Raw genomic sequence first — 15,452 nt, forward strand, 5'->3', positions numbered from 1 at the left:
CAAAAATAGAAGTTTATCCCAACATCCGTCGGTAGTCTGACCCAGTGGCACCACCCCCGGAGCCGGGCCGGCATCAGGGAATGTCGACAAAGCGGTCGGTGTACTGCGTGGCGGTATGATCCGGATACGTCCGGAACAGCCCGATCCGGTAGCGCCCGGCCTGCACCAGCGCCGTAGGCATGGCCGCCGAAAAACCGGGCGCTGCCCGCCAGAACCGGCGTCCCAGCGGCCGGTTGCGGTTGGCCAGCATCAGGTAGGTTTGCCGCTCCGATTTCAGGATCAGGTACGTAGCCTCGTTCATGCCGATGTGGTAGTCGGGCTCCTGGCTATCGACAACCACGTAGTCGGGCCGCTGCGTCACCCGGAGTGGCACCGTGGCTCCGGCGGCTCCGGCGGGGGCTGTCAGGCCCCGTTCGTCGGGCGTGATGGCTGGCTGGGGCAGGTCATACCAGCCCCGGTCGTGCATCAGTTTGGTCAGGTCGGCAATGTAGCGGGCCAGGTAACTGTTGCGCGTACCGCCCAGCCCGATGCCCGTATAGTGCTGATCGAACGTAATGCCCTGCATATGTTTCCGGCGCTCAACGGCTTCGGGTACGTAGGTGAGGTAGCTGATCACGTTGAGTGCCAGCACCCCGAGCCACAGCAGCGGCCACCACTGCCGGCGCCGTGACTCGTGCAGGCGGCTGAACAGCAGTACCACTGCCATCGACCACAGTACCAGCGAGTAGGTCCGGTACGAACTGTGGAGCACCATACCAAAGTAGAACCGAATCCGGAATACGGCAATCAGGCCAATATTGGCCAGCAGAAACAGCAGGCAGCCAAATACGAAAGCCTCGAAAAAGGAGGTGTTGGGTCGCGTCTGCAACAGCGTCCGGGTAAGCCAGTAGCCCAGGCCGGTCACGCCAATCAGACCCATCAGAAACGGCAGGTAAGCCCGCTGTTCGATGGGCAGCATCGGCAGCAGGTCGAATACACTGCCGGCAAACACAAGAAAGCCGGCCACCGTCTGGAACGGGTGCTGGGTAACATAGGCAAACCCTTCGGCATTGCCCTGCTGTACCGGATAGCCCAGAAAATACAGATAGCCCGACAGAACGCCCACGCCGATCCAGATACCCAGCGGCAGCCATCGGCGCTGGATAAACAGCAGACCCGCCCCGGCCGGCCACAGCAGCAGCCCGTTGCCCATACTGAACGTGCTGAGCATGCCCAGCGCCAGCGCCAGCCCAAAATGCAGCGGGCGGTTGGTGGCCAGCACAAAGAACGTCAGTACCACCAGCACGATAATGGCCAGGTACTGTAGGGTATAGATCGCCGTGAAGGTGAGCAGGTAATTCTGCGCCGTGAAGAGCAGCAGCGGCACCGGCAGCAGACCCAGCAGGGCTTTGTTACCCAGCGCGCGGGGCGTAAGAGCCTCCGCCGACGTATCGACGGCCCGGCGCAGCGCCCGGTAGATGAGCCAGAAAATAAGCACCAGCCCCAGGTTACCCCACAACATCAGGCCGGCAAAGTTGAGGCCGCCCGTCAGCACGTACTGTCCCAGCACCACCAGCCGGGCATACAGTACGCGGTGTTCGTTGTTGGGTCGCAGCAGGGCCGCCATGCGATCGCTGAAGCTGGTGGCGTTCAGAAACCGATCCAGAAAATACGGAATGTTTTCGTACTCGTCGAACCAGGGGATGTTGTACCTCAGGGCAAAGAAGTACACGAAAAAAACTGCGATGGGCAGCAGCAATAAAAGCAGGGTTACCGGCCGACTGGCCAGCAGCGCGTAAACTCGACTCATACGTTTCGATAAGTTCGTTGAATCCGGTACAGTTCGTACCACATCTTAACCATGTAGCCCGAGCTGATGCGCGAATCGCTCTGCTCGACCCACTGGCGCAGCGGACGTTCCACCACGCGTCTTTTTACCTCCTCCCGGCCGTGCTGCTGAATGAGCCGCGCCAGCAACTCCACGTCGAACAGCCACGGACTGATGAACGGCTCCTGAAACAGCGTGGCAACGGCCCGCCGGCGAAACAGCTTGGCCCCACACTGCGTGTCGTAGACGGGTAGCCGCAGAATGTTACTGATAAACGTAGCCACCACCCGACCGGCATAATGCCGGTAGATTTTCCGGCGAATGTCGGCCCCGAGAAATTTGATGCGCGACCCCATTACCAGATCGAGTTCGGCACGCTGGTTGAGCGAATCGGCCAGATCGCCAATGGCGTCGAGCGGGGTGGCCAGGTCGGCATCCAGAAAGCCGACATAGTCGAACGACTGCTGTGCCACGTGCAGCATACCGGCCCGTACAGCCCCGGCCTTACCCCTGTTCTGAGGCAGAATCAGCGCTTCGATCCGGCCCGGCCGCTGCGCCTGCAACGACTCCAGCACGGCACGGGTCTGATCACGGCTGCCATCGTCGACAAAGCAGAAATGCACGTCGGGGGTATGGTCGGTATAGTGCAGAAAGGCGTCGACGGGGAGCCGGGTCGCTTCGTTGTAGCAGGGAACGATAACGCAGGTGGTTGGCATGGATTCGTTACGGTTTACGGTTGATAGTGTTTACCCGGTCTGGAAATACAAACAGTAAACCAAACTCATTTTTCAGGCCGCAACAGCACTACCTGGTGCCCATAAAACCCGGCCTGACAGCGATTCCACCAGTGCTGCCCCTCGGTTTTAATATCTTCGACCACCAGCGTCGGGGGATACACGCTGATGGGGGCCAGTCGAAGCGTATCGGCGGGTTGCTGGAGTTGCTGGCGTCGCTGGGTCATTTCGCGGTCGTAGGTAGCCGCGTCGCCACTACTCAGATCGCCATATACCTGCCGGAGCGTGGGGCTGATCCACAAACTCAGGACAATCCAGAGCGCGGCTACACCCGTACCCAGCGCCGGCAGGGGTGCGCCGGCGGCAAGCCAGCGCCCGGCAGCCGTGGACCCGCGCATGAGCCAGCCCACCCACACCGCCAGCGTGTAGAACCAGCCCAGCACCAGTACCAGCCAGGTCAGGTTGAGCACCCGCCCCGGTGCCACCCCCAGCCCATAGACCGACGGAAATGTGATGACCAGCAGCACGGCACCCAGCACCAGCGTGAGCAGCAGCGCCGGCACCCGAAACAGGGCCTGCACCGAGCTGTCAGCGCGGTTGAGCCGGGCCAGCAGGGGCAAACTCAGCAGCGACAGCGGGACCAGCGGGGTTTGCACCAGCCACAGGCCTACGGTCGTCACCAGAATGCGGATGGTCAGCAGCAGCGACGCCAGCACGTTACCCTGGATCTGGTTGGAACCCAGCCGGATGGCATTGCCCGGGGCGCCGAATACCAGTGCTGCCGACACCAGCGCCACCACCAGCAGTCCGGCCATAAACCAGTCGAGCGTACGCTGAAACAGCAGCCGATACCCCACGATGGCCATAATCAGGCCCACCTGCAGAATCAGGATGGTTTCGCCCGAGCCCACGATAAAAAAGACGAGCGTTGCCGCCCAGATAGTAGTCAGGGTTTTGAGCCCGCCGGCGGGGAGCCGATACCAGCGGATTACAACGGCCAGCCAGTAGAGCGTCAGGGCAATGGGTAAGGTATAGGCCACGATGGCCGACGTCCAGAAAAAGCCTTCGACCACGCTTTGCAGCGCCACGATGATTGTTACAAACAGCAGCCCCGTTGCCACCAGGCGGGTACGCAGCGGCTGCTGGCGCAACAGCTCGGCCAGCAGGCTGTAGAGCGCGGCCACCAGCCCCGTAACGGTCAGGGCCGGAATCAGCCGGTAGCCATCATACCAGCCCCAGACCAGCGGGCTGCCGTGAACGAGCATGTTGGAGAAATAGCGCCCTGTCCAGCCGTTGTAATACAGTTTCTGCGCCTGCCAGAATCCGTAACGAAGCGCCGTGTCGGCAAAGCAGTAATCGTCGGCAGCCGAAGGGTGATTGTGGGTCGACAGCACCAGCAGCGGCCCGTAAGCCAACAGAAAAAGCAATGCGGTCGTAACGGCCACCAGCCGGTCAGAAAACAGGTGTTTCATGCAGTGTAGTATCGGTAGGTCGGTGGGTTACCCCCGCGCCGGATCGACCGGCTGGCAACGGTCCAGAAACGGGTAGGCCAGCACCGCCAGCAAAATAACCAGTGTACCGAAGTAGAAGCCGGCGGTCATGTGCTCGGTGTCGCCAAAAATCAGCACCGCCAGCAAAATCCCGTACACTGGTTCCAAATTTACGGTTAATATGGCCATGTAGGGCGAAAACTTACGGAGTAGCCTCACGCCGACCGAGTAGGCATAGACCGTACAGACCATGGCCAGCAGCAGCAGCCACAGCCACTGCAGCGCCGAATCGGGCGCGTACTGAATCACATGACTGGCCGCCAGGGGGTCGGTAACGCGGGTTAGCCCCACCAGCAGCAGGGCGCCCACGGTAGCCCCGGCCATCTCATACCACGAGATCACGAGGGCATCGTACCGCTGGGTAAACCGACTGTTGATGATGGTAAACAGCGACGACAGCATGGCGGCAAAAATGGCCATGGCCAGCCCGGCCACCTTGTCGAACTCGAAGCGAAAGATCAGGTACAGCCCCGAGAGCACCACCCCGCCCAGTACAATCTCGACCAGCCGCACGCGCCGGCGCAGCAGTATGGGTTCGAGCACACTGGCCCATAACGAGCTGGTGGCCATACCGGCCAGACAAACCGATACGTTGGCGAGCCGGGCCGCCAGAAAAAACGCCACCCAGTGCAACCCGATGAGCAAACCGGTGCCCAGCAGTCGCCACCGGTCGGCCGGATCGACCCGGATCGACTGCCGCCGAATGGCCAGCACAACACCCAGCCCCAGCACGGCCAGCGCTGTCCGGTACAATACGATGGCTGATGAATCGAGCGGCTGAAGCAGCTTACCCAGAATGGCGGTAAAGCCCCAGATCAGTACAATAAAATGCAGCTGGAGGTAATCGGTGGCTGTCGCCTTGGTCATGAGAGTGGGGTCGGGAGTGCAGCGCCGGCCTTACGCCACAGGGCAGCCGGCCGGGCCAGTACGGCCCAACCGGCAGGCCGGTTGGTTAGCGGGGGATGGTATTGTAGAGCAGCACCCCGATAGCGGCAAAAATAGCGTTCGGCAGCCAGACCGCCACAATCGGATTCAGGAAGCCCTCCTGCGCAATACCCTTGGCCAGCATGAAAAACAGCAGGTAGGCAAAGGCCAGAAAGAACCCGAGCGCCACCTGCCAGCCCACACCCCGGCGGCTCTTGCGGGCCGACATAATCACGCCGATCACGGTCAGGATAATAATGGCAAAGGGTCGCGTATCGCGGCTGTACTTCTCGATCAGGTAAGTCTCGACCCCATCGGCCCCGCGGCTTTGCAGCAGCCGGATGTGGCTGTCCAGTTCGGGCAGGGTGAGCGTTTCAAACAGGTTGAAATCGGAGCTAAAATCGTCGGGTTTCAGGTTGAGCGTCGTGTCGAGCCGGGCACCGGGCGTGAGCGTTTCGGTTTGCCCGCTGATCGACCGAATCTTGTAGTCATATACGCCCCACTTCTTTTTCTTGGTGTCCCACTCGATGCGGTCGGCCGACAGTTTCTGCTTCAGCTGATTGCCTTCGATTTTCTCCAGCGTAAACTTATAGCCCGTGTTGCTCAGGTTATTGTAGCTTTCCAGGTAAGCGTAGGTGTTGGGCGCAATCTTGATGTGTACGTTCCGGCCCGAGTAGGTATAGGGGTTGTTGATGTACTTCACCTCAAACGCAATCCGGGTTTTGTTGGCACTCGGAATGATGTAGTTGACCATGAAGTACGTCAGCACGGCCAGCACCGAAGCGCCGAGCATGTACGGAAACAGCAGCCGGATAAAACTGACCCCGCTGCTCAGAATGGCAATGATTTCGGTACGGGCGGCCAGCCGCGAGGTCAGAAACACGGTGGCAATAAACACCATCAGCGGACTGATGTAGTTGGCCCAGTACGGAATGAAGTTGAGGTAGTAATCGCCCAGAATGGCACTCGTAGGGGCGTTGTTTTTATGAAAGTTATCGACCTTTTCCGTGTAGTCGATCATAACCACCACCAGCACAATCACCAGCACCACAAACAGGTAGGTTTGCAGAAAGCGTTTCAGAATATACCAGTCGAGTAATTTCATGTACAATTGTTTATTGTTCAAAACCGGGGTTTACCGGTCAGTGTGCCCCGCCCAATGACCTGGCCCGGTAGACTGCACGTCTCAAACGGGTCATTCAACCAACAAATTCCGGGCAACCTCGAAGCTGACAAACACGCGATCGCCGGCTTCTGTGGTAATCATCATCGACCGGTCGAAGGCGTTGATATCGTCGAGGGTTACGGCACTGCCCAGCGTGAGCCGGCAGCGGTCCAGGTGCTGCAGAAAGTCGGTCGAGTGTTCGAGCACGCCCATCAGCCGCACCACCGCCCCCGCCCCCACCTCCGACAGCTTGCGGTAGCCGGTTTTAGGCATCTGCCCCGCCGGCGTCGGAATCGGGTCGCCGTGCGGATCGAACTTGGGGTGATTCAGAAACGCGTCGAGCCGGGTCGTCAGTTCGTCCGACCGGATGTGCTCCAGTTCTTCGGCAATGTCGTGCACGGCATCCCAGCCAAACCCCAGCGTTTCGACCAGAAACACCTCCCACAGCCGATGCCGCCGAATCACCTGCAGGGCCAGTCGTTCGCCCTCGTCGGTCAGCCGGACACCCTGGTACTTTTTGTAGTGAATAAGCTCTTTATCAGCCAGTTTCCGCAGCATATCGGTCACCGAAGCAGCTTTGGTAGCGGTTACTTCGGCCAGTGCGTTAGTACTCACCACCCCATCCTGCCGGAGGGCCAGTGAATAAATCGTCTTCAGGTAATTTTCTTCCGTGAACGAATGCATAGAACGCCGGCTGCCTGTTAGAACGACCGAACAAAGGTGAAGAGTTTGCGGGCAAAGGTAGTTTTTGTGTTAAACTTTCTAAAAATTTAGACTCGCCTAAATTTTTATTTCAACAATACCTACCTTTGAATCGTTATCATACGAGGTTTAGTACACTGTATGAACGTTACGAATACAACGACACCAAAAGGCTGGCGGCATCATACCGACGAAAATGCGCCGTCGGACACCCACCGGACCATCCCGGTTCCGGTCAATGCGGGTTTCTTTAAAACGCTGATGGCCTACGCCGGCCCCGGTCTGATGGTGGCGGTGGGCTATATGGATCCCGGCAACTGGGCCACCGATATTGCCGGTGGTGCCCGCTTCGGTTACCGTCTGCTCTCGGTTGTCTTTATTTCCAACCTGTTTGCCATGCTGCTGCAGCACCTGGCCCTGCGGCTCGGTATTGCCACCGGCCGCGATCTGGCTCAGGCCTGCCGCGATCACTACAGCAAACCCGTATCGGTCGGGCTCTGGGTGCTGGCCGAGATTGCCATTGCCGCGACCGATCTGGCCGAAGTCATAGGCTCGGCCATTGCCCTCAACCTGCTATTCGGCCTGCCGCTGGCGGTGGGCATTCTGATCACGGCCGTCGATGTGCTGCTGCTATTGTACCTGCAGAACAAAGGCTTCCGCGCCATCGAACGCATTGTGGCCAGTCTGATCTTCCTGATTCTGGGCTGCTTCGGCTACGAGCTGATCGTGTCGCGGCCCGACATGGGCGCCGTGCTGAACGGGCTGGTGCCACGTGCCGAAGTGGTTACCAACCCGGGTATGCTCTACATCGCCATCGGGATTCTGGGTGCTACCGTTATGCCCCACAACCTGTATCTGCACTCGAGCATCGTACAAACCCGCGACTACCCCCGCACCGACGCAGGCCGGCAGTCGGCCATCAAATTCGCCACCATCGACTCAACCGTATCGCTCTTTCTGGCCTTCTTCATCAATGCGGCTATTCTCATGCTCTCGGCGGCTGCGTTCCATTATTCGGGCAACCAGACCGTGGCCGATATCACCGATGCGCACCGCCTGCTCGACCCGATTCTGGGCGTAAAGCTGGCCGGTATTCTGTTTGCCGTGGCCCTGCTGGCCTCGGGCCAGAATTCAACCCTGACGGGCACGCTGGCGGGACAGATCGTGATGGAAGGGTTTCTGCAACTGCGCGTGAAACCCTGGCTACGCCGGCTGCTGACGCGGCTGCTGGCCATTGTGCCGGCCCTGATTGTGGCACTGCTCTACGGCGAACGGGGCACGTCGGAACTGCTGGTTTTCAGTCAGGTCATTCTATCGCTGCAACTGAGTTTTGCGGTGGTGCCGCTTGTACGCTTCACCGGCGACAAGCTGAAAATGGGGCGTTTTGCGAGCCCTGGGTGGATGCGCGTTACGGCCTGGGTGGTGGCCGGGCTTATTATCGGTCTCAACGGCTACCTGCTCTGGGATACCGTCAGCGCTTGGGTATAGGCCCCGGAGTTCTCCCCGCTGACGCAATAAGCCGGCACCCGGAAACGTTCGGCGCGCCAATTGGGTTATCCTGCTGAACGCTACGCCCTGTTTTCCGTGAATCAAGATACCAAAAGCGCAGACTCACCGGCTGGCCGGATTTTCGATCTGGCCATTCTCCGACGCCTGTACGATTTTGTCCTGCCCTACCGCGGCCGGTTCTTCAGCCTGGTTGCCATTATCATGCTGGCCGCGTGTCTGGCCCCCATTACCCCGCTGCTGATCCGCTATACCATCGACAACGTGATCGGCGCGGGCAATTACGGCCAGCTGACCACCATGCTGGCCCTCATGATCGGGGTGCTGGTGGTGCAGGCGGTAGTGCAGTTTTCCAATACTTACCTGTCGGGCTGGCTGGGGCAATACGTGATCCGCGACATTCGGGTGCAGCTCTACCGCAAAATTCTGCACCTCCGGCTTAAATTCTTCGACAACACGCCCATCGGCCGGCTCGTTACGCGGGCCATTTCCGATGTCGAAACGCTGGCCGATGTGTTCAGCGAAGGCATGGCCGCCATTGCCGGCGATATTCTGCAACTGGTGCTGGTGATCGGCGTTATGGTGTACACCGACTGGCGGCTGGCCCTCATCAGCCTGTCGACCATTCCGCTGATGCTGATCAGCACCTACATCTTTAAAGAGAAAATCAAGAAGTCGTTCAACGAAGTGCGGACGGCAGTGGCCAATCTCAACTCGTTTGTGCAGGAGCACATCACGGGTATGAACATCGTCCAGATTTTCGGAAGTGAGAAAATCGAAGCCGAAAAATTCCGCACCATCAACGATCAGCACCGCAAGGCCAACATCCGTTCCATCTGGTACTATTCGGTTTACTACCCCGTAGCCGACATTATCTCAGCCGTGGCCGTGGGGCTGGTGGTGTGGTATGGCGCGCGGCAGATTATCCAGTCGGATATTACGTTTGGTACCGTAACGGCGTTCGTTATGTTTATCAACCTGTTTTTCCGACCCATCCGGATGCTGGCCGACCGTTTCAACACCCTGCAGATGGGCATCGTGAGCACCGACCGCATCCTGAAACTCCTCGACAGCGACGAATTTACGGTCGACAATGGTACCCATGCCCCGGCCACGCTGCGGGGCGACGTTACGTTCGACCATGTCTGGTTTGCCTATAACAACGAAGACTGGGTGCTCCGCGACATCAGTTTCCGGGTCAACGCGGGCGAAACAGTAGCGTTTGTGGGCGCTACCGGCGCCGGCAAATCATCGATCATCAACCTGCTCAGCCGCTTCTACGACATCAACAAGGGCGATATCAAGGTCGACGGGGTCGATATTCACACCTATGAACTGGGGCATCTGCGCCGGAACATCGGCGTGGTGCTGCAGGACGTTTTTCTGTTTTCCGACACCATCGAAAACAACATTACCCTGGGCGATTCGCGCATCAGCCGTGAAACCATCGTGGAAGCTGCCAAACTGGTGGGGGTACACGACTTTATCGAGCGGCTGCCCGGCGGCTACAGCTACAACGTGATGGAACGCGGCTCGACCCTCTCGGTTGGGCAGCGCCAGCTTATCTCGTTTGTGCGGGCCATGGTGCAGAACCCCAAAATCATTGTGCTCGACGAGGCTACCTCATCGGTCGATACCGAAACCGAAGAGATGATCCAGAACGCCATCAGCAAGCTCATGAAGGGCCGTACCGCCATCGTGATTGCGCACCGGCTGTCGACCATCCAGAAGGCCAATAACATTATCGTGGTCGACAAGGGCCGGATTGTGGAGCAGGGCAACCACGAGCAGCTGCTGCAGCGCGAAGGGGCCTATGCCAACCTCTACCGGATGCAATACAAGGAAGTGGTTTAGAAAACGTAGCTGTCGCCAATACCCTGCCCGTATCGGTATCGCTAGGGTAAAACCTGGCGACAATCACCCAAAAAAATGCGGCTGCCAAACGCTGTTGGCAGCCGCACGGATACGTTGCAGGGCTTTACTAATCGGGGCGGAGATTGGCTTCCTCCTCCTCGGGGCCGGCGCCGGTGATGCCTTCGGAAATCACCTTGTGGCCCTCTACCTGGGGCGTAGCACCCGTTGGGCCGGGGCCACTGCCATCGAGGGCATAGGCTACTGCGTCGGCCAGGTTATCGGGTGCGATCTTGCCCGGCTCGGCAGGCGGACCCGATAACTCGGTCTGGGTAGCCGTTGGGCCACCTTTCTCCTGATCAATGATTTCTTCGTCGGCGTTGGGGTCCTGATCGAGACCCGATGGGATGTCGCGCAGTGGCGTTCCGCCGGTATCGGACGTGTCGGGGCTGTAGTAGCGCATACCTGTTGTCGATTGATGTATGCCCTTATAACCCGCTGGCCCAACCCGCTGTTTGAGCGGGGCTTACTCCTCCTCGTTTTTCCAGACCAGAATCTTATCGATCCGGCTCTTGTCCATATCGATGATCTCGAAGCGATACCCCTGCCAGCCGAAGGTTTCGCCCGTCTGCGGAATATCCTCCAGAATGTGCAGCGCAAAGCCGCCCAGCGTATCAAAGCCACTCAGGTCGCGCCGGTCGTGGGGGGTCATGCTAATATCGAAGTACGACAGAAAGTCTTCAAACGGCAGCTGGGCGTCGATCAGGTAGGTGTCGTCGTCGCGTTTCCGGATTTCGTAGTCCGAGTCGGTATCGTCGGTGATATCGCCCACCAGCACGTCTAGAATATCGTTGAGCGTTACCATACCCAGCACCCCGCCATATTCATCGACAATGATGCCAACGTACTGTTTGCGCTCGCGGAACCGCTCCAGCACCTGATAGGCCCGGTTGTTTTCGGGCACAATCAGCGCGTCGCGCTTCAGCTCGATCAGCCGGTTCAGTTCCACGTCGAGGTCTTTGCCCAGAAAGTCTTTCGTGTAAATCAGCCCCACCACATCGTCAACGGTGCCGTTGCAGAGCGGAAATACGGAATGGCGGTGTTCAATGATCTTGGCTTTGTTATCGGCCAGATCATCTTCCAGATCGAGGTACACGATCTCCTGCCGGTTGGTCATCAGCGAGGTAATCCGGCGGTCGCCGAGCTGAAATACGTTTTGTACGATTTCCTGCTCGATCTCCTCGATGGCTCCGCCGGTGGTACCTTCCTGAATCAAACTCTTGATTTCTTCTTCCGTAACGGCGCTGTCGTTGGGTTTGATATTGAGCAGCCGGATGAGCGAGTCGCTCGAGAACGTGAGCAGGGCAATAAAGGGTGAGGTAATCCGCGAGAGCAGCATCATGGGCGCAGCCATGGTTTTGGCAATCCCCTCCGGATTCGACAGGCCGATGCGTTTGGGCACCAGTTCGCCCAGCACCAGCGACACGTAGGTCAGAAACACCAGCACCAGCACCACAGCCAGCGTATGCGCGTAGGGCTGCAGCAAAGCCACCCGGGCCACCAGCGCTTCGGCGTCGCTCGTGAGCTTGTCGCCCGAAAAAATACCAAGTAAAATACCGATCAGCGTAATACCGATCTGGACCGTCGACAGGAATCGGTTGGGCGCGTTGGCCAGCGCGAGGGCCGCCTGCGCCTGTCGGTCGCCGGCTTTGGCAGCGGCTTCGAGCCGCGATTTACGGGAGGATACCAGGGCGATTTCTGACATGGAAAAAACGCCATTCAGAATCGTCAGCAATAAAATAATGAGAAGTTCCACAAAGGGTTAGCATTGGCCCGGCGCAAAAATAGCGAAACGCCGATGGTTTCCACGTACGTCAATCATACGATAGCCAGTCTGTTTCACTACTTTTACACCGTTAATCACTTGCATATTCATGATTGTCTTTATCGACGACCGTCCGATCCGACTAGTAGGGCTGAAAACGGCCGCCCAACTGACGGGTTCGCCCGCCCAACCGTCGACCACCGATTTCGACCTGATCGTCGATGCCCGTCTGGAAGCGCTGAAAGATGAGATGCTGCACGGGCACGTGCTGGTGCTGAACGCGACACCCGCCACCGTCGACAAGTTGCTGGCGCTGCTGCAGAAAGCAAAAGCCGGACGGCTGCTCTCCATTACACTGGGCTGCCGCGACAAAGGCGACTGCGAAACGGCGTTTAAAAAGAACTTTAAAGTGATTAAGGCCGCCGGCGGGGTCGTCAACAAAGATGAAAAGGTGCTGATGATGTTTCGCCGGGGCGTCTGGGATCTACCCAAAGGTAAACTCGACGACGGCGAATCGTCGCGGCAGGGCGCGGCCCGCGAAGTCGAAGAAGAAACGGGCGTTCGGGTCTATGTCGGCGATCGGATCTGCACCACCTGGCATACCTACTCGCTCAATGGCAGCCGCATTCTGAAACGCACCAAATGGTACCAGATGCGGGTAATCAACGACGCCAACATGGCCCCGCAAGCCGAAGAAGGGATTGAAAAGCTGGCCTGGCTCGATCCGCGTCAGACCAAACAGGCTCTGACGAACTCGTTCAGTTCGATCCGGTATGTGATCGACGAAGCGGCCAAAAGCATCCGCCTGAGCGAATAGCCCGGTTTTGTCTATACAGCAAGGCGCCCGGCTCAGTTGAGCCGGGCGCCTTGTGTTTAATCGATTTTGTAGGGCAGAAACGCATCGACCTTGTGGCCATATCGGTGCAGATCGCGAATGATGCTCGAACTGATGGGCGCCAGCCGGGGCGAGGTGATGAGGAATACGGTCTCGACCTCGTCGTTGACGTAGCGGTTGACCTGCGAGATGCCATTTTCGTATTCGAAGTCGGTGGTGTTGCGCAGCCCCCGCAGCAGAAAGCGGGCGCCAATATCGCGGGCCACGGAGGCCGTCAGATCGTCGTAGCTGATGACCCGCACGGCCGGCTGATCCTGGAAGGCCCCTTCGATCAGACTAATCATCTGGTCGAGCGGAAAGTAGCGCTCTTTGCGGGCGTTGCGGCCAATGCCGATCACTACCTCATCGAACAGCTTGAGACCACGCCGGACGATGTCTTCGTGACCTTTTGTAAACGGATCGAACGACCCGGGAAACAAGGCAATTTTTTTCATAGAGTCAGCACCGCCGGCAACCCGTGGGCCACCCGGTCGGCCGGGGTTAGCTAGTCGCCCATCAGGCACAGTCCGTAGAGGCTCAGGTACCGATGATCGGGCAGGTCGTTGAATTCGTGGGTCAGCGCCAGCGCGGCCGGTCGCTGCCCAAACTGCAAAGTCGGCAGAAAACGGCTCAGCTCGGTATAGGCATCGGCGAAGGGCGTAATCTCACCGTACAGGCTGATGGGTGTGGTATCGAGATCGAGCTGTAGTTCGGTCAGCACATACAGCAGGTAATAGACCAGATCGTGCGCGTTTTTATAGCCGAAGCGGTTACAGTACTGCAGCGCCCCCGCCCGCCGGCCGATGGCCGTTACAAACTCATCTTCGAAATACAGGCTGATGGCCGTTTCCGGGGCGCTGGTGGCGGGCAGAGCCGCCGTAGCCGTCAGCAACGCACCTACCTGATGGATAAACGTAACCGGCTGCAGCGGATACACTTCCGAAAAGTAATCGGCTACGGTATGGCTCATGTTGAACACCGACAGATACCCTTCGGCCGGATGGGCGTAGGCCTGCGCAAATTCATGGGCGGGCAGGGCCGTACCCCGCATCAGCTCCAGATAACTGCCTGCATATTCTTTCCGGAACAGCGGCTGCGGAATCAGGGTAAACGAGGGCGAATTGATAGCCACACGGATTTCCTGCCACGGACCGGCCGTCAGGATCGGGTGTGTCCGCACAATATCGGCCAGCACGTCGGTTGGCATGCGCTCGGTCAGCAGGGTCGGGAAGGTATAGTCTTCGAGCCAGCACCCGCGCTGCCGCCGATCCTGCACCATAAACCGAAACCGGTCGCGGCCAACCTCGAGACACAGCACCGACTGGGACGCCTGGGTTGGCGCAAAGGAGTCGGAGCGAATTCGAACGGTTGGTGTGGGCATCTGGGTTATCTGCACAGCGGTAAAGGCAAAAGGCACGTTTGTACTACATCCAGGTTAGCGGGGCAGGTACCCCCGGAGCCGAAACACATCGTCGAGCGTATCGCAGTAGCGAAACAGGGCATGCACTTCGTCGGGCGGGCAGGCCTTGATCTCGTCGAACGACATCAGCCGAACTTCCTCAATAATCTGGCCATCGGGACTCATCTCAGGGTCTGTTCCGGCGCGCAGCTGACCACCCAGGGCATTAACGCGGAAAAACAGCTCCAGCGCGTGCAGGGGTGGCAGCATAAATTCGTTGACAAACTGGAGTTCGCCCACGGCAATGGTCAGACCCGTTTCTTCGGCAAACTCGCGCACCAGCGCATCGGGTGCCGCTTCGCCAAACTGAGCCCCGCCCCCCGGCGGACACCAGAAAATGTTGGTAGGGCCGATGCCGCGGTGACGCACCATCAGCAGCCGATCATCTTCACAGTAAAGTCCGCACACGCGGAGCCGCAGCCGGTTGCCGTAGAGAGCTACCACTTCCTGCCGGGGTTTGTCGAGTACCTTGGTCACAGTTGTCTTGTTGCCTTTTGGGACGCAAAGGTAGGACTTTCGGTTTTATGGTTCGTTGTTTGTCGACGGGGGTTTGTTACCGGGCCGGCCGGGTTCTGGGCCCCACCGCCTGCCGGCCCGCCCCGACCCGTCAGTAGGGGCTTCCCGAAATATAGCTTTCCAGCGAGTCGATGCGGGTTTTCTGATCCCGGATGATGGCCGCCACCACGTCGTTGATCGAAATGATTCCGACCAGTTTGCCCTGTTCCATAACGGGCAAATGGCGAATGTGTTTATCCGACATGATCTGCATGCCCTCTTCCAGCCGCTGTTCGGGCTCGATGGTAATCACGCTGCGGGTCATTACATCGCGCACCAGCGTATCGTCTGAATGGCGCCCCTGCAGCACAATCTTGCGGGCGTAGTCGCGCTCGGAGAAAATGCCGCTCAGCTGCCCCTCATCGACCACCAGCACGGCACCGATATTTTTATCCGCCATCACCTTCAGCGCGTCCAGCACGGTATGCGCCGACGAAACCGTGTAGAGGGCATTGATTGTCTTTCCCTGTAGTATCTGACGTATATTCATAGAAATGAGG

Annotated in this window: 15 protein-coding genes; 3 read left to right on the forward strand and 12 right to left on the reverse strand. The window is 58.7% G+C overall.

What is annotated here, in order from left to right; translation table 11 throughout:
• Window positions 1-73: 73 nt before the first annotated feature.
• The 6 genes from ACYVAC_RS09940 to ACYVAC_RS09965 form a co-directional block, all read right to left on the reverse strand.
• Entirely contained in the window at window positions 74-1,789 is a 1,716-nt protein-coding gene (locus ACYVAC_RS09940; RefSeq protein WP_461097480.1) for a hypothetical protein, read from the reverse strand.
• Window positions 1,786-2,523 (reverse strand): glycosyltransferase, encoded by a 738-nt coding sequence (locus tag ACYVAC_RS09945; protein ID WP_461097481.1) that lies wholly within the window; start codon window positions 2,521-2,523, stop codon window positions 1,786-1,788. The genes ACYVAC_RS09940 and ACYVAC_RS09945 overlap by 4 nt, the downstream gene beginning before the upstream one ends.
• A gap of 65 nt (window positions 2,524-2,588) precedes the next feature.
• A complete protein-coding gene (locus tag ACYVAC_RS09950; RefSeq protein WP_461097482.1) occupies window positions 2,589-4,013 on the reverse strand; it encodes a DUF6056 family protein in 1,425 nt (474 codons plus the stop codon).
• Between the two features lie 27 nt (window positions 4,014-4,040).
• Window positions 4,041-4,958, reverse strand: coding sequence for a DMT family transporter (locus tag ACYVAC_RS09955; protein WP_461097483.1), 918 nt, complete (start codon window positions 4,956-4,958; stop codon window positions 4,041-4,043).
• An 85-nt stretch (window positions 4,959-5,043) separates the two neighbouring features.
• Window positions 5,044-6,120 (reverse strand): LptF/LptG family permease, encoded by a 1,077-nt coding sequence (locus tag ACYVAC_RS09960; RefSeq protein ID WP_461097484.1) that lies wholly within the window; start codon window positions 6,118-6,120, stop codon window positions 5,044-5,046.
• Between the two features lie 90 nt (window positions 6,121-6,210).
• On the reverse strand, window positions 6,211-6,864 hold the full coding sequence (locus ACYVAC_RS09965; RefSeq protein WP_461097485.1) for a metal-dependent transcriptional regulator: 654 nt from the start codon (window positions 6,862-6,864) through the stop codon (window positions 6,211-6,213).
• 159 nt (window positions 6,865-7,023) lie between these two features.
• Between ACYVAC_RS09965 and ACYVAC_RS09970 the strand changes: the two genes are divergently transcribed.
• Both ACYVAC_RS09970 and ACYVAC_RS09975 read left to right on the forward strand, forming a co-directional pair.
• Complete coding sequence (locus ACYVAC_RS09970; RefSeq protein ID WP_461097486.1) at window positions 7,024-8,370, forward strand: Nramp family divalent metal transporter; 1,347 nt, start codon at window positions 7,024-7,026, stop codon at window positions 8,368-8,370.
• A 96-nt stretch (window positions 8,371-8,466) separates the two neighbouring features.
• Window positions 8,467-10,242, forward strand: coding sequence for an ABC transporter ATP-binding protein (locus tag ACYVAC_RS09975; protein WP_461097487.1), 1,776 nt, complete (start codon window positions 8,467-8,469; stop codon window positions 10,240-10,242).
• Between the two features lie 127 nt (window positions 10,243-10,369).
• On the opposite strand, the gene ACYVAC_RS09980 is transcribed toward ACYVAC_RS09975, so the two are convergent.
• Together ACYVAC_RS09980 and ACYVAC_RS09985 are read right to left on the reverse strand one after the other, a co-directional pair.
• On the reverse strand, window positions 10,370-10,702 hold the full coding sequence (locus ACYVAC_RS09980) for a hypothetical protein (protein ID WP_461097488.1): 333 nt from the start codon (window positions 10,700-10,702) through the stop codon (window positions 10,370-10,372).
• Between the two features lie 63 nt (window positions 10,703-10,765).
• A complete protein-coding gene (locus tag ACYVAC_RS09985; protein ID WP_461097489.1) occupies window positions 10,766-12,055 on the reverse strand; it encodes a hemolysin family protein in 1,290 nt (429 codons plus the stop codon).
• Between the two features lie 118 nt (window positions 12,056-12,173).
• Here ACYVAC_RS09985 and ACYVAC_RS09990 point away from each other — a divergent pair, with 118 nt between their 5' ends.
• Complete coding sequence (locus ACYVAC_RS09990) at window positions 12,174-12,881, forward strand: NUDIX hydrolase (protein ID WP_461097491.1); 708 nt, start codon at window positions 12,174-12,176, stop codon at window positions 12,879-12,881.
• A gap of 56 nt (window positions 12,882-12,937) precedes the next feature.
• Here the strand turns inward: ACYVAC_RS09990 and coaD are convergent, their stop codons facing one another.
• From coaD to ACYVAC_RS10010, 4 genes are all read right to left on the reverse strand, one after another.
• A complete protein-coding gene (gene coaD / locus ACYVAC_RS09995) occupies window positions 12,938-13,393 on the reverse strand; it encodes a pantetheine-phosphate adenylyltransferase (RefSeq protein WP_461097492.1) in 456 nt (151 codons plus the stop codon).
• Between the two features lie 50 nt (window positions 13,394-13,443).
• Window positions 13,444-14,334 carry a DUF3822 family protein gene (locus ACYVAC_RS10000; RefSeq protein ID WP_461097493.1) on the reverse strand — a complete coding sequence of 297 codons (891 nt, stop codon included), beginning with the start codon at window positions 14,332-14,334 and terminating at the stop codon, window positions 13,444-13,446.
• A 39-nt stretch (window positions 14,335-14,373) separates the two neighbouring features.
• A complete protein-coding gene (locus ACYVAC_RS10005; protein ID WP_461097494.1) occupies window positions 14,374-14,874 on the reverse strand; it encodes an NUDIX domain-containing protein in 501 nt (166 codons plus the stop codon).
• Window positions 14,875-15,004: 130 nt separating this feature from the next.
• Window positions 15,005-15,442, reverse strand: coding sequence for a CBS domain-containing protein (locus ACYVAC_RS10010; protein ID WP_461097495.1), 438 nt, complete (start codon window positions 15,440-15,442; stop codon window positions 15,005-15,007).
• Between the last annotated feature and the right edge of the window lie 10 nt (window positions 15,443-15,452).

The sequence above is a fragment of the Spirosoma luteolum genome, assembly GCF_054778875.1.

Coding starts and splice junctions, on each gene's coding strand:
- ACYVAC_RS09970 (WP_461097486.1), top strand. CDS start 7,024: ATGAACGTTACGAATACAACGACACCAAAAGGCTGGCGGCATCATACC.
- ACYVAC_RS09990 (WP_461097491.1), top strand. CDS start 12,174: ATGATTGTCTTTATCGACGACCGTCCGATCCGACTAGTAGGGCTGAAA.
- ACYVAC_RS09945 (WP_461097481.1), bottom strand. CDS start 2,523: ATGCCAACCACCTGCGTTATCGTTCCCTGCTACAACGAAGCGACCCGG.
- ACYVAC_RS09955 (WP_461097483.1), bottom strand. CDS start 4,958: ATGACCAAGGCGACAGCCACCGATTACCTCCAGCTGCATTTTATTGTA.
- ACYVAC_RS09980 (WP_461097488.1), bottom strand. CDS start 10,702: ATGCGCTACTACAGCCCCGACACGTCCGATACCGGCGGAACGCCACTG.
- ACYVAC_RS09950 (WP_461097482.1), bottom strand. CDS start 4,013: ATGAAACACCTGTTTTCTGACCGGCTGGTGGCCGTTACGACCGCATTG.
- coaD (WP_461097492.1), bottom strand. CDS start 13,393: ATGAAAAAAATTGCCTTGTTTCCCGGGTCGTTCGATCCGTTTACAAAA.
- ACYVAC_RS09965 (WP_461097485.1), bottom strand. CDS start 6,864: ATGCATTCGTTCACGGAAGAAAATTACCTGAAGACGATTTATTCACTG.
- ACYVAC_RS09960 (WP_461097484.1), bottom strand. CDS start 6,120: ATGAAATTACTCGACTGGTATATTCTGAAACGCTTTCTGCAAACCTAC.
- ACYVAC_RS10010 (WP_461097495.1), bottom strand. CDS start 15,442: ATGAATATACGTCAGATACTACAGGGAAAGACAATCAATGCCCTCTAC.
- ACYVAC_RS09940 (WP_461097480.1), bottom strand. CDS start 1,789: ATGAGTCGAGTTTACGCGCTGCTGGCCAGTCGGCCGGTAACCCTGCTT.